Raw genomic sequence first — 14352 nt, forward strand, 5'->3', positions numbered from 1 at the left:
TCCTCCTTCATATACCTATAAAACGCCTAATCTTCAAGTTCAATTACAGCGAATAAAGTATCTGTTTGTTTTGCTTTTACAAGACATTTTACGTATTCTTCGTTAACTTCATTCGATAAAATATTTTTATAATATCCATTTCCACTCGGCAATCCCTTTGCTAGCCAATGGAAATGATTAGATAAATCATATCTCTGTATAAAACGGATTTCAGACTTAAATCCTGCAAGATCAAATATATAATTTAGACCTACCTCATTAAAGTTAAATATATGCGCTTTTTTATAATAGAAGTTTTTAAAGGCATCGTTTTCAAAAGTTTTCACCATAATATCGTCTACATTTGGGACTTCTATATATATTTTACCGCAAGTTTTTAATTGTTTTTTTAATCTTTGTAAGAATTCCACTGGGTATTCAATATGCTCAAGCACATGAAACATAAATATCTTATCAAACTTTTGTTCAAAATCCCATGGATTCTTAGCAGTCTTAATCTTTGGATTTGCAATAACTTCCTCAATGTACCCCCTAGCACCGCTATCCCATTCTGTTCCGTATGCAAGATGAACATGTTCAGAAATTGCTGACAAAAAATACCCTACAGAAGTGCCAACCTCAAGAATATCATCTGATTCTTTTAGCTCACTTAACACACGCTTTACACGTATTTTTGCCTCCGGAGTAAAATTATTGAATATGTTATCCATATATGATTTTTCATAATATGCTTTTGTATGAACTTCTGCACGAAATTCTCCATCATAATAGGCCTCTAACTCAGTCTCTTTCGGAAGTGGATATATAAAGTGCGTGTGACACTTTGTGCATTGATACATCTTAAGAATATCATCTGTAACATTTCTAATCGAATTATTTATTGGTAATACTTCCTCATTTCCGCATAATGTACATTTTACTCTTTCCATATAATATCCTCTTTTAACTATAGTATTTATTTACTACATCTTCTAATCTCATTAATTTCGTGCCATTTATATATGCTCCACCCTCGGTTGCATCTATAAATTCAACACCATTAGAAGTTGTACGTATCCGCTCTTCAATCCATCTTCGATATACATCTAGATGTTTATTTGTCTTTACCAAATCCCCATTAACATCTTTAACAGTTTTTAAGTCATTATCAGCAGCTAGATGCCTTCTTGAAGTACCTTCAGCATGTACGAGATTGTTGGGATAAGCCAAATCTAAGCCTACAAACACAATCCTTTTCGCGCCAAGTGATATAGCTACATCTAACGCTGTTGTTGAAACACTTCCGCCTGTTTTATATACCTTGTATCCTTTCTCTTTTGCAAATTCCTCCGCCATAGAAAAACCTTCTTGACAGATTAAGTACTTCTTACCTAGATATCTTTTTGCAAATTCTTTATAGGCTGAAGAAAGAATCAACATTGGTATAGTCTCATTTTCTAACCCAGCAATTTGCGAAATTACTCTAGCGTTTCCATCTGATAGTATCACATAATCCGGTCTGATGCCAGCGGCCATTAATTTTCTATACACAGTTCCTGTTGCTAATATAACCCCATTTTCTCCAATATTTTTTAACATATTATAGTTCAAATCAAGTGAAGGCCCTGCAGCGATAATATATATATCTTTATCTTTCCACAGAGGAAATAGTTCATCCACATAACTATCATAATTGTGCACATTATATCGAAAATTGCCCTTCAGAATTCCTTTTTGATTTTTAACCGATTGGTAATGGAGAAAATATTCTTCCATACGATCACGTATATTTGCTTCCTCAATAATTCTTAACGATGGTTCATGGATGGCAAATTCAGTATCTTCATCAACCTCATTGAGCTTTGTTGCTAATTTCGTATGATCTGGATCATAGTGAACACGAACTTGTCCACTTAGCAAACACCTTTCTAAAACACCATAGACAATAGCTAATTGTAACATAGCTAAATTAGATTCATAAACATCAATTTCTATGTAACTATCAATCTCACACAATTGACAGATATGATATCCTAACCCCAATCCATATACAATATATTTATGCTTATCATCTGAATACCAAGTGGTCGCCATAATTGCAGCTTCAAATTGTGGATTATTATTACTATGAAAATAGAACTCCTTACCTTCAAAAAAACACTTTACTGTAGGGAATCCACTCGCAGTATATTCACAATGAAGTTCTGCTTTTCCATTAACCTCCATTTGTGATTGTAGATATAAATCTTTATCAGTCTTTATTATGGCTTGTAGATTTTTCTCTTCATTTATATTCAAAAGATTATAATCTAACTCAGTAATTATCCATTCTTGTATCTTAATAACAAATGGACGTAATTGTAGCTCCAGTAAATCAGAAAGCAGAATATAATCTCTATTCTCTTGAGTTTGTAAGATATTATTAAGTATATTCAATAAAGTTTCTTCATTATAATTTGTATCATAATTATCTAGTTTAGTAATCACTAAGTCATAATTTGATATTAGTTTTTCAAGCTTATTAATTAAAATTTCAAATTTACGAATCCCTTTATCAAAATTTTGTTGTCGAAAATACAATACAATATTATCAAGCATTTCAATCACTAAACAATTATTTTCTAATATTTCATCAGTCCTTGTCAACACTTTTATTCCTCCTATTACTCTTAGCTTTCCATAGAAAGTATTAAAGTATCCAGTTTAAGTAATAACTTCTCTATCGCTTTATTCAAAGATTCATATACACATTTAGATTTTCCATACACGTGAGCGCGATTATCCTTTTGCTCCTTAAACTTCACAAATAAATCCTGATATTCTTTCATAGTTGTAGCATAAGTATATTGCTCCAAAATTTCATTAACTGCGGATTTATTAATATAATCATTTATTTTAAAAAGTTGATTCACGTTATCTCTCATCCGATAAGATTCATAATTAACCTTACCGTTTTCCAGAATCAGTTCTTCTGTTATCTGCAGTGCCTTATCTATCTTTTGTTTTATATTGAGCAACTCACTTTGTAATGATTTTATAGCTTTGCATCCCATTTCTTTATTAGTAATATTATCTATTTTCTTATCATCCAATTGTTTAAATATACGACTGGCATCAAAATCTTCTAAGCAATATTTATCAATTGCTTCCTTCAATGAAAGAACCTCTGTCCCTTGAATCTTGGCACCGCCTTCAGTCGCATTGACAACTACGCCATCAAATTGTGGTATTGTTTCATTATACCAACAGAGATACTTATACCAATCAAACCTTGTTTTTAATAGATTTCCATTGTTTCCTTCGACTAATTCATGATATTCAGTTGAAATATCCTCCTGCAATCTTTGTCCCATAGCATGTGAAGCATCTCCCTCAAAAGCCAAATCTTGCCCTATAAGAATTATCGTCTTACTACCAAGATACCTTGCTATTTCAAAAGCTGTAGTAGCAACAGAGCCTGCACCTTGTAGGTTAGCTGACTTTGTATTTATTCCCTTAAGTTGTTTGATTAAACCTTCATCATCAAAAAATATTTTCCTAGCCTTATTCGCTCTAATAACCTCGGGATTAGCTGTCACACTGGCAAGCATTGGTGTATTTATAGAAATAGAATTTTGAAAATGGCTTAATGATTTTCTAACGTCAACACTAATGATAAAATCTGGTTCCACTCCAAAATGATATAAATATTTTGCCGCTGAATCTACCGCCAAAATCAGAGCCTTTCCTTTCGCTTCTTTAAGGAAACTAGCATTCTTCGTTAATGACGGTCCCGATGCAACAAGAATAATCGGAATATTAGCTTGTACCATATTTTCACATTCTTCAAGCATATTAGAACTAAGTATAGTCAACAGGTTATCAATTTCAGCCTCCGCCCATCTTTCTCCAAACATAGTAGCGGTATTACGATTCATGATTGCAGATATAAATATATTATTATACATCTCCATGAACCATTGTAACTCCTCATTAAATAACGTTTCATACTGTGGTATTGGAAATAATGTGATCTGTCCTCGCATTACTTCCAATTCATATTTCCTCAATATTTCAGAAAGACTTTCTTGATTTAACCCCTCAACGATAAGGAAAAAATTTTCATCTTTAAAAATATCAGCAATATCATACATTTCGATCGTACTAAGAAACATATCTATGCAAGGTTCATACACAATAACAACCTCATCTGGTTCTCTTTTTTTTAATAAAGAACGTATAAAATAACCATTACCGAATCCAAACCCCAAAAAAACCCTTTTACTTCTCCCATATGTAATAGAATCATATTGTTCTGCCCAGCGATCTGCTTCATATTCAGGATTATAATTACTATTCAAACGTAAAATTTTATCTTCTTTTTTTATCACTGAATACAAGCTCTTATTATACGCAACATCTGTTTGAATTAACAGTGTTTCCACAGCTTGATATTCTTCAATAGCTTCTAGTGCATTGTATAAATACAATGCTTCTTGTTTTATAATTTCTAGATTATTTTTTTTCATTCCCATGTTTTATATGCTCCTATTATTTTTAATGGAATATTGCGAAATAAAACAACTGTGTATTTTATTTCGCAATATTCTATTTTCACTACCGCATAATGCATAATTCTATTATCTAAAGAAACCGTTGAATTTCATATAATTGTTCTACAAATTCAAAGTGCATTACATCACTAAACATAACGATATCGTTTTCTTGTAAAGCTTGCAATCCCAAGTTTAAGGCTTTATTCAACTTTATAATATCCACCGGAATTTCTTTATTCGTATCTTTTATATACACTATTTCATCCATAACATCAGATAATTTTGACAATACGCAGTCTAATTTACTATATCCCTCTTCTTTTTTTTGTTGGTAAAAACATAATGTTATCTCGTCTAGTAACATTATTAATTCATTTACATTATTCTTAATTTTAACTTCCATGTACTCCTCCGCAATATCATTATTCTATAAATTCTTATTATATCACTTGCAATTACTCAGATGAATCAGTCTACGCTCGCGATATTCATAATTAAAGAAAAAAGGTTGGCAAAATGCCAACCTTTTTATCTAAGAACAGAATTAAAATTAACCAATAATTGATAATACACCTTGTGTAGATTGGTTAGCTTGAGCAAGCATTGATTGAGCTGCTTGTTGAAGAATGTTGTTCTTAGAGAATTTAACCATTTCATCTGCCATATTAACGTCACGAATACGTGATTCAGCTGCAGTTAAGTTTTCTGCTGTATTATCAGCATTAGCAATAGTATGCTCTAATCTGTTTTGAACAGCACCAAGATCTGATCTGAATTCAGAAACTGACTTTAATGCAGCATCAAGAGTTTTAATGTAAGCTGTTGCTTTAGTAAATGTAGATACATTTTCTTTTGCTTTTTCAATCTTTAATGCTGTTGCAGTCATTTTAGCAGTGTTTACTGAAATTTTTTGATTACTATTAGCACCTACTTGGAAATCAAGTGTCTTCTTAGAATTAAGAAGTTTCTTAGTATTGAATTCTGTTTCATTAGCAATACGACTAATTTCAGTTTGTAACTGATCCATTTCTTTAGAGATGGCAGTTCTATCTTCAGAAGCATTAGTATCATTAGCTGCTTGTACAGTTAATTCTCTCATTCTTTGGATGATTGAGTGAGTTTCATTTAAAGCACCTTCAGCTGTTTGAATTAAAGAGATACCATCTTGAGCGTTTGTTGAGCCTTGCTCTAAACCTCTGATTTGTCCTCTCATCTTTTCAGAAATAGAAAGACCAGCAGCGTCATCACCAGCGCGGTTAATTCTATAACCAGAAGATAATTTTTCTGTAGATTTTTGTAAGTTACCAGTAGTGATACCTAATTGTCTGCTAGTATTAGCAGCTGTCATATTATGTTGAATAATCATATTGTTTTCCTCCTTGAATTACCAGCAGCATCCATGCTGCTTAAATTATGTTTTTTACCGAAGAAACTCACAATAATTAACTTTAGGCCGTACGCTCCCGAGCTAATTATAATAATTTTCTTTTACAATTTATTTATCGACTTATTATATAAAAAACTTAACAGCAAAAAATAAAATATTTATTTTTTTTTGTCAAGAAAGTACGATTGTCCTTGATGTTGATTTGCCATATTCTGATAATATTTCGAAGCACTTGTATTACTCATCTTAAATTCACGTATTTCTTTCTTTTTGTTAGCACTATATTGTTCAAAACGAACCTTATTTCGAAGCTCACTTGTCTGAAGTACTACACCTAAATCTGTGATTTTTTTTATTAAACCTTGCATCTGTTCTATCTCTTCATGATACTCTTCTCTATGTAACTGAATTTCTTCCTTCACACGTTCAAATAACTTCTCGAATCCTGTATCAAGTAAATTCAATTGCTCGATCCATTTTTGCTTCTCATCAATCAAATCACCAAATTGATCAAGGTCCACTTCTTCTTCTTTTAAGACATGTTCTTGTTCCTGAGTATATCCAATGATTTTCTCAAGAACCTCTATCTTTCTATTTAATGATTGAATCATCACTTGTATATATGTTGAATTATTATCCAATTTGGCACCTCTTATATTTTCTCATTATACAACTATGAGTATCAATATTTAAATCTATTTCGCTTGCTGTCTGCCTTGTTTCATAACTTGCATCCATATTTCTCGCATTTCCTTAAAATCCACTAATACTGCTTCTAGAATTTCTTTATCCTTCTTAATGTTTGCTTCAATAAGTCTGCGATACATAAAATCATAAACAACATCAAAATCTTTTGCAACTGGATATTTATGATCTAAAGTAGAACGAAACTCAACTATTACATCTTCAGCTTTTATAATATTCGCATTAGCCCCTTGAATATCATTCTTTTCAATTGAAATAATTGCTTTGTTAACAAATTTAATACCTGCATCATATAGCATAAGAGTTAGTTCTCCTTTCGATGCAGTCTGTACTTTATTATTTTGATAAGCAGCAGCATAATTAAATGCCATAATAACTTCCTCCTTAATTTGATGTACTTATCAAGAAAGGTTACCAATTCTATTCACTGTAGAACTAGGTAACCTTATCCAATTGATACATCGGTAGTTTTTTAACCAATATCACAAATAATTTTATATCAAACTTATTCTAATACTCTCAATGTATCTATATTATAGCAAATTAATTTGAACCTAACAAGCCTGATAGTGCACTTTGTTGAGACTGCATTGCAGCAAGTGCTTTCTCCATTGCTGTAAATTGCTTATAGTAAGCCGCTTCTTTATCTTTTAATTTTGATTCCATAGTACTAATATCTTTTTTATATTGACTAATCTGCTTATCAATTTGCTTATCATTATAAAACGTTAACGCACTACTTAATGAAGTTTTGCTCATCTTATTCATTAATGTCGAGTGAAGATTATCAGTAATTCCAGCCATAACTTTTGCAACTAAATCTGGATCTTCTTCAATTGCTTTCATTAATTTATCATCTTTATCAGAATAAGTAGCGTCATCTTTATCACCATATATATGAAGCAATCCCTTTTCTGTATAATCTCTTGATGTCATAATACCGAAACTTGATAAAGAATATTTTTTTCCATCGACTTCAACTGTTGTTGATATAGCCTGCTTCATAGCTGATGTAATACCACCAAGTGTAGTATCTCTTCTTAATGACGAATCCTTAATTTTGTCTTCCCATAATTTAATTTGATCATCTGTCATGGCTTCTTTTTCTTCATCAGTTAATGGATTATATCCCCTAGCTGAATCCGCATAGTATAGGGTATTCATATCCTTAAGAATTGAATTATATTCTGTAAGGAATTTCTTCACCATATCGTACATACCTTTCGAATCTTTTGTAACAGTAATTGAAGTTGGCTTATAATTTCCACTTCCATCTTGTTCTGAAACACTAACAGCTTCAAAAGTTAACCCATTAACAGTTAACGAGTTCGATGAACTTGTTAAGTCTGCACCATTATAGACAACCTTACAATCCGCTGCACTTACTGTTACACAATTAGTATTTGTAGATTTTGTAGTAATTTTTCCATCTGCGCCTACTGATGTGGTAATATTTCCTATTCCTAAACTATCAAGTACACTAGTAGTAGACCCAGCTAGTCCAGCACCGCCACTGTTAATAACACCCTGGATATTACTTATTAGATTTTTGTTTGCCGTAGTAAAAGATTTATTAACAACTGAATCAGAGTACCCTGTGTAAGCTGCTATACCTTCTGTTGAACCAAGAACTCTTGTCACTTCAGCATTTACTTTTTCTTCAACCAAATCAGATTGATATCGATCCTTTATATTATTATTCAACTGGTCAATAACATCTGGATCATTAAAATCTATATCGGGATTTTCTAATTGCATCTTAGCTTTTGCTGCTTCTTTATACTCATCTAATGCGGCAGCTAATGCTGGTTGTGTAGATGCTAACGTTCCATCCATATATTCAGCAATCGTCTTATCGGCTTCAACAGAAGCATCTGCGTTAATTGAACTTATACTTGCAATCCCTGAAATTGTATATGTAGCATTTCCTTTATCAGTGATGGTAGCCGTTCCTGCTGATGTATCTGAGTAGATTGCTTGTTTTATAGCCTCTTGTATAATCTTTTCTGCTTCTGTATTAGCTAATTGCCTATTAGTAGACTCATTATTTGAAGCAGTCATATCATATAAATTCTTATATGCTTTCGCATAAGTCACTTGTGTATCATTCCAGCCATTGGCTGCTTTAAGTTCATCATCTGTTTTACTGAGATCAATTCCAGCCGCCGCTTCATAGAAAGCCGTCTTTTCTACATCAGTCATCCCTGAAATTGCATTCTTGTTAGAATAAATTGTTTCCATAGCTGTTTTTGCTGCTGCTTGGTCGGCATCACCTATTCCACCTATGATTGTATTAGACACATCACTAGTAATACTAAATGTTTGATCAGTACCGCTCGAAGCAGAGCCAATAAATAAACGTTGCTGTTTTGCATCATAGCTTGCATTTAAACCAACTTTACCACATGACTTAATAAAATCTCCTAATGTTGTACTAGATGATACTGTTAAACTTGTATTCTTTTTACCGTTAGCAGCAGATATATTGATGGTTGTTCCACTTAAGAATCCTAAATCTGCTAATTTAGTAGTCTCCTTAACATCACTACCCAATTTCGCTCCAGTAACATATTGAGAACTAGCTAATTCTTTTACTGTGAATGAATGTGTCCCTTCTGTAGCATTCTTATCAGAAGTTACCTTAACAACCGATTCATTCGATGATGTTACTTTTTTTGACTTGTAGTTAGAAGTTAAACGTAATTTAGAGGTTTGCTCTTGATACAATTTATATAACTTTGTATTAAGTTCTTTCCATTTATCTTGTTTCCACTCTAATTTAGTTTTATTATTCTCTATCTTAGTTAATTTTAGACGATGCGCGTCCATCATGGATTCTACAATCGATTCTGTATCCATGTTAGATATCATACCTGTCATTCTAATTCCAGCCATATCTTATGCCTCCTTATAATTTTTTATCAACAAGTAAGCCCGTAATCTCCCACAACTTTTCAATCATTTTAATCTTCTTTTCTGGTGGAATTTCTTTTACCACTTCCTTTGTATCTTTATCGATTAACTTAATAGATACACGATTCACATCTTCATGGTAAGTAAATTCACATCTTGTTAGTGGCTGAGATAGCTTTAACTTATTATTTGCCATACTGATAGCATCTTTAAGTTTCTTATCTAATTGTTCATCAGTTGGTTGTTGGTTTTCCGTTACCTGACTCGCTGTCTGTTCACTTTGTTCACCCATATTGTCAGTAGATTGTGCACTTACTTTTTCTACTTCTGTTACTGCAGGCTCAGATGCAACTTTACTTGATACATCTCCGGTTCCCTGTGAACCTGGCTTCACTCCATTAATTGCCATACTATATACACCTCCGTGTGCATTTAAATGTTTCAAAATCACTTCTAAATTTAGTTTTTAATATAATTTACTTATAGAATCTATCGGCATTTAAGTTCCAAATATTAATACCTTTAGTAAATATTGTATTTGTGTTAGTCAAAAAGATTAGATAATTCTTCCACACCGGCTACACTATCAGCAGCCTCTTTATTTGATTCTTGTATCTGAAGATATAATTCCTTCCGGTAAATTGGTACACTCTTAGGAGCAGCGATTCCCACTTTTACCTGATCACCTTTGATTTCTAATATTGTAATTTCTATATCGTTATTGATAACGATTGATTCTCCTATTTTTCGGGATAGGGCTAGCATCTATTCGACCCCCTTATCTTTTTTTCTTTCTTTCATAATATCATATACATTATAGCGTACTGTATACTCAGAATTTTCTACAATAATCTGGCACCCTTTTCTTGTATCTGCATTTATGATGATTGGCGCTTTCAGATTCACTGTCGTTTTCTTAATATCACTTGGTACCGTTACTGTTAGAAAAACCACTAGATTTTCATCTGTTAATTCTCCAAGCGGCCTTAATACTTCATCTTCTACAGTAGGATTATAATCTTCTTTTACAACACCTGGTGCAATGATTGGTAAAGCTAAACTTGGTTCATCAACACTTTGTAACCATGAAATCTTAGATTTCTCATCTTCAATATTATACAAAATAGTAAATCTCTTATATTGTTCAAATCCCATGAGACCACTTTCAAATGTTACAATTTTATTCTCATCAAGATTAATTTCTCCAAAACATCTTGTATTTATTAGCATATTAATAACCATACCCTTTCCATAGCCTGCAAACTTTGGGCTGCAAGCACAAATTTGCGTGCGAAAGATTTGTCTTTCGCACTACGCTCCTTTTAAGAAAAGAGTGGCAAAAGTTTAATCTTTCCACCACTCTGACATTTCTTTTTGCTTATATTATACCTTAGATAAAATCCAATAGTGTATTTGAAACAGCTTTTGACGCGGCAGATAATGAAGCATTGTAAATCAACTGAGACATTGATAAGTTAATATATGCTTCCGCGATATCCACGTCTTCATTCGAAGATAGTAAATCAGTAAAATCTGTCTTTTGCTTATCCAAACGATTCTCAGTTAATTCAACACGGCTATATCGGCTTCCTAAATCAGCAATGGCTATATTTAATTTTTCTTGCTGTTTTTGTGTGCTTGTTATTGCAGATGAAAAACCTTTTTGTAACGCACTGTTCTTTAATACAAGTTCCGTATTCATCTGTTCTAATAATTTATCAAGTGCCTCGTTCGTAACAGCGGAATTATTTCCGTCTTCACGAAGTTTCTTAACTTCTGCTATCTTCTTCTCTGTTGCTGTAACATCGTCCGCTAATGCCTTTAATCCTTCAATATCACGTCCAATATCATGTGAAAACGCATTTCTAGCTTGTACATTAACTGCTATATTTTGTCCAAAATTGATTTCATATTCAATCTTTTGATCTTCTTTTGTATACTCTACATCAATTACGGGATTTCCAGTACCATCCTTTTGAATCTTTCCGTCATCTCCAACTTTATATTTGGAACAATCGAAAAAGTTTTCTGGTCGTAATTCCCCTTCTGAAAATTGTAATTTATCATAAGTTACGGAAATATCTGTTGCATTTCTCATTTCATTATAGACATTTTTTCCAATAATCACTTCTCCAGTGTCCGCTAAGAAACGTACTTCATCATCTCCAACTTCGTAAGCACTTTTACCTCCAACTAGATCTGTTGAATTTAATATCTGATAATTGTTAGTTGCTGATGCTGGAAATCCCGGTCCAAATCCAACTGATGTTCCATCAGCCTTTTTATAGCTTAGGTTACAAGATACTTCTCCTTTATCCCCAAGTGAACCATAAGATAATCGTAATCGATATGCTTCAATAGTTGTTGGTGCATCTCCATATAGTCCAGGCGTAATTGTTGTCGTATCACCTGGAACTGTATATGAACCAATTATCTTCGTAACACTTTCTAAATCTGTCCCTTTAAAATCTTCTGTAATATTATATTTTTCTCTAGCCAAATCATCCGCTGAACTGTAAGTTAAGCTTTGATCCGTCTTATATCCAGTAAATACATGTCTACCAACGTAATTAGCATTACCTTCTTGATATATCTGTGTTCTTAATTCCAATAAATTCTGGATAATACTATTACGATCTTTAACTGTTAGATCATCATTCGAACCATCTACACAATAACTATTCATATCTGTTAATAACTGATTTACATTTTTCAACGCACTTTCTGATACATCCATCCAAGCCAAAGCATCTGGAATATTTTTATCGATGTATTGGTTCAACTGTACCATGTTCGTTCTTAATTTTAATGCTCTAACAGCAATAATAGGGTCATCCGATGGTCTTTGAATTTTCTTTCCGGTAGAATACTGTTCATCATATTTATTCAGATTATATTTATTCTTATTGATGTTACTCATCATGTTATTCGTTAACATTTGGTTTGTTATTCTCATTTGCTATCACCTCCAGGTGGATTATACGCCTGTACCATTAATTAATTTATCGTAGATTTCATTCATTGTCTGAATAACTTTAGCAGATAAGTTATATGCATTTTTAAATTTAACCAAATTCATTGCTTCTTCATCCACATCAACACCAGATTCAGATAATCTTTGGTTTGTAATTGATTTCATGATACTTTCTTGACTCTTTGTAAACGTTTCATACTTAGAAGCATCTACACCGATTTCGGCAACTAATGTACTATAGAATTGTGCTGGTGTTCCTGCTTTGAATAAAGATTTATCACTTTCGATCTTAAGAAGCTCCTTCAGATTATCTTTATTCTCAACACCTTGTGTAATATCACTTGCCGCTGCAAACTTCCTAGGATCACTCATAATCTCAGCCGTTATTGTCATATTGAAAGCTGTTAAATTATAATAAGATTCACCTGTAGTTACCGTACCATCTGCTGCAATATATGTTGCAGTACCATCAGAACTAAACGATGTAAAGTTCTCTAGCAAATCTGCTGCACCTTTTTTATCCGTATAATTGAAATAATCTAGACCTTTATTCCCGTCCAAATCTTCTCCTTGGTTATGCATCTTGTTAAATACAGAAGCAAATGTACGAGAGAACTCATTCAATTTACCCATATAATAAGGTATACCCTTGTAATTAACGGTTTCACCAATTTCACCACGAACATTATCTGTATCTTTGATATCAGTTGCCAATGGCTCATCTAATTTGAAATTATATTGGTAGGTTCCATCTGCCTGAACATCTACAGTAAATCCTTTGTATTTATAATCCTTACCTGCAATTGTAATATTTCCCTCTGTAGGGATATTTAACTTAGTAATGTCATCACAGTTCGTCTTAGTCATGGTTAATGTCGTTACACCACCAGTTGTGGTTGTTGTAACTTTGCCACCAAGATTCTCTGCATTATTACCATCTCTAACTGCAAATAATGCACTCAACTCACCTTTTAAGTTTGCATTGCTTAAAGAGAACTCTTGTCCGTCTGCCCAAGTAACATCATATAAACCATCTATATCTGTTGCATTTATTTTCTCAGTTCTTGGTACTACTTTTAATTGCTTACTTGAGCCCGTATCTACTAATAATTGACCGTTAATTCTTACTTCATAAACAACGGTACCAGGGTCCATAGGATCCTTCTTCATTACTTTTTCTTCTGTTGTCACATTAGCAATCTTCGATAACTCATCTACAAGATTTTCTCTCGAATCACGTAAGTCATTGGCAGTAACCCCTGTTACTTCTAATGCATTGATTTGCTTTGTAACAGTAGCAATCTGTTCCCCTAATGAATTTACACGGTCAATAAGATTTTTTATCTGGAAATTTGCATCTTCTTGAATTGTTTGCATACTAGTATACATATAATTCATGTATTCACTAAGTGAATCTGCATTGTTTGCTACAGTGGTACGAATATCCATACTAGAGGGATCATCAAACAGCGTTTTCAACGCACTAAATAAGCTGTTATATGAGTCTGTAAAACCACCTTCATCTACTTCATTAAAATAATTTTGAACCTGTAACATGTAATCATTCTTCGTACTATATTCACCATAAAGGGCTGCACTGTTACGATATTTCACATCATAATAGGCATTTCTTTGTTGAATAATATCAGCAATATTAACGCCTGTCCCAGCCATACCATAGGAACTATATACACGCATTGCCTCACCTGCAGATGTTACTACTTTTTGTCTTGAATAACCTGTTGTTTCTGCGTTAGAGATATTATGTGCAGTTGTATTTATCGATGCCTGGTATGCATAGAGGCCAGATAAACCTATATTTAAACCAAAAAAAGTTGATGCCATATTAATTTGTCCTC

13 protein-coding genes are annotated in these 14352 nt (G+C 32.7%); all 13 read right to left on the reverse strand.

Features of this window, described 5'->3' with window-relative positions; translation table 11 throughout:
* Positions 1–26: 26 nt before the first annotated feature.
* The gene (locus tag BUB90_RS16480; protein ID WP_073289542.1) at positions 27–929 is read right to left on the reverse strand and encodes a class I SAM-dependent methyltransferase; all 903 of its coding nucleotides are present in this window, start codon (positions 927–929) and stop codon (positions 27–29) included.
* A 13-nt stretch (positions 930–942) separates the two neighbouring features.
* Positions 943–2628, reverse strand: coding sequence for a motility associated factor glycosyltransferase family protein (locus tag BUB90_RS16485; RefSeq protein WP_073289543.1), 1686 nt, complete (start codon positions 2626–2628; stop codon positions 943–945).
* Positions 2629–2648: 20 nt separating this feature from the next.
* A complete protein-coding gene (locus tag BUB90_RS16490) occupies positions 2649–4493 on the reverse strand; it encodes a motility associated factor glycosyltransferase family protein (RefSeq protein ID WP_073289544.1) in 1845 nt (614 codons plus the stop codon).
* Positions 4494–4602: 109 nt separating this feature from the next.
* On the reverse strand, positions 4603–4917 hold the full coding sequence (locus BUB90_RS16495) for a hypothetical protein (protein ID WP_073289545.1): 315 nt from the start codon (positions 4915–4917) through the stop codon (positions 4603–4605).
* Between the two features lie 147 nt (positions 4918–5064).
* Positions 5065–5880, reverse strand: a complete 816-nt coding sequence (locus BUB90_RS16500) for a flagellin N-terminal helical domain-containing protein (RefSeq protein WP_073289546.1) — start codon at positions 5878–5880, stop codon at positions 5065–5067.
* Between the two features lie 179 nt (positions 5881–6059).
* The gene (locus BUB90_RS16505) at positions 6060–6542 is read right to left on the reverse strand and encodes a flagellar export chaperone FlgN (RefSeq protein WP_084139324.1); all 483 of its coding nucleotides are present in this window, start codon (positions 6540–6542) and stop codon (positions 6060–6062) included.
* A gap of 54 nt (positions 6543–6596) precedes the next feature.
* The gene (fliS, locus tag BUB90_RS16510) at positions 6597–6977 is read right to left on the reverse strand and encodes a flagellar export chaperone FliS (RefSeq protein ID WP_073289547.1); all 381 of its coding nucleotides are present in this window, start codon (positions 6975–6977) and stop codon (positions 6597–6599) included.
* 172 nt (positions 6978–7149) lie between these two features.
* Entirely contained in the window at positions 7150–9501 is a 2352-nt protein-coding gene (fliD, locus tag BUB90_RS16515) for a flagellar filament capping protein FliD (protein ID WP_073289548.1), read from the reverse strand.
* Between the two features lie 13 nt (positions 9502–9514).
* Complete coding sequence (locus BUB90_RS16520) at positions 9515–9928, reverse strand: flagellar protein FlaG (protein WP_073289549.1); 414 nt, start codon at positions 9926–9928, stop codon at positions 9515–9517.
* 134 nt (positions 9929–10062) lie between these two features.
* Positions 10063–10284: a carbon storage regulator CsrA gene (csrA, locus tag BUB90_RS16525; RefSeq protein WP_073289550.1), complete on the reverse strand. Its 222-nt coding sequence runs from the start codon at positions 10282–10284 to the stop codon at positions 10063–10065.
* Positions 10285–10761, reverse strand: coding sequence for a flagellar assembly protein FliW (fliW, locus tag BUB90_RS16530; RefSeq protein ID WP_242952563.1), 477 nt, complete (start codon positions 10759–10761; stop codon positions 10285–10287).
* 148 nt (positions 10762–10909) lie between these two features.
* A complete protein-coding gene (locus BUB90_RS16535; protein ID WP_073289551.1) occupies positions 10910–12475 on the reverse strand; it encodes a flagellin N-terminal helical domain-containing protein in 1566 nt (521 codons plus the stop codon).
* Between the two features lie 21 nt (positions 12476–12496).
* A complete protein-coding gene (flgK, locus tag BUB90_RS16540) occupies positions 12497–14338 on the reverse strand; it encodes a flagellar hook-associated protein FlgK (protein ID WP_073289552.1) in 1842 nt (613 codons plus the stop codon).
* Between the last annotated feature and the right edge of the window lie 14 nt (positions 14339–14352).

It is taken from the genome of Anaerosporobacter mobilis DSM 15930, assembly GCF_900142955.1.
GTDB classification, from domain to species: domain Bacteria; phylum Bacillota; class Clostridia; order Lachnospirales; family Lachnospiraceae; genus Anaerosporobacter; species Anaerosporobacter mobilis.

Bases quoted from the DNA above. Each gene is read 5' to 3' on its own strand.
- BUB90_RS16520 (WP_073289549.1), bottom strand. From the start codon at position 9,928: ATGGCAATTAATGGAGTGAAGCCAGGTTCACAGGGAACCGGAGATGTA.
- fliD (WP_073289548.1), bottom strand. From the start codon at position 9,501: ATGGCTGGAATTAGAATGACAGGTATGATATCTAACATGGATACAGAA.
- BUB90_RS16495 (WP_073289545.1), bottom strand. From the start codon at position 4,917: ATGGAAGTTAAAATTAAGAATAATGTAAATGAATTAATAATGTTACTA.
- BUB90_RS16480 (WP_073289542.1), bottom strand. From the start codon at position 929: ATGGAAAGAGTAAAATGTACATTATGCGGAAATGAGGAAGTATTACCA.
- BUB90_RS16535 (WP_073289551.1), bottom strand. From the start codon at position 12,475: ATGAGAATAACAAACCAAATGTTAACGAATAACATGATGAGTAACATC.
- fliS (WP_073289547.1), bottom strand. From the start codon at position 6,977: ATGGCATTTAATTATGCTGCTGCTTATCAAAATAATAAAGTACAGACT.
- BUB90_RS16500 (WP_073289546.1), bottom strand. From the start codon at position 5,880: ATGATTATTCAACATAATATGACAGCTGCTAATACTAGCAGACAATTA.
- BUB90_RS16490 (WP_073289544.1), bottom strand. From the start codon at position 4,493: ATGGGAATGAAAAAAAATAATCTAGAAATTATAAAACAAGAAGCATTG.
- csrA (WP_073289550.1), bottom strand. From the start codon at position 10,284: ATGCTAGCCCTATCCCGAAAAATAGGAGAATCAATCGTTATCAATAAC.
- flgK (WP_073289552.1), bottom strand. From the start codon at position 14,338: ATGGCATCAACTTTTTTTGGTTTAAATATAGGTTTATCTGGCCTCTAT.
- fliW (WP_242952563.1), bottom strand. From the start codon at position 10,761: ATGGTTATTAATATGCTAATAAATACAAGATGTTTTGGAGAAATTAAT.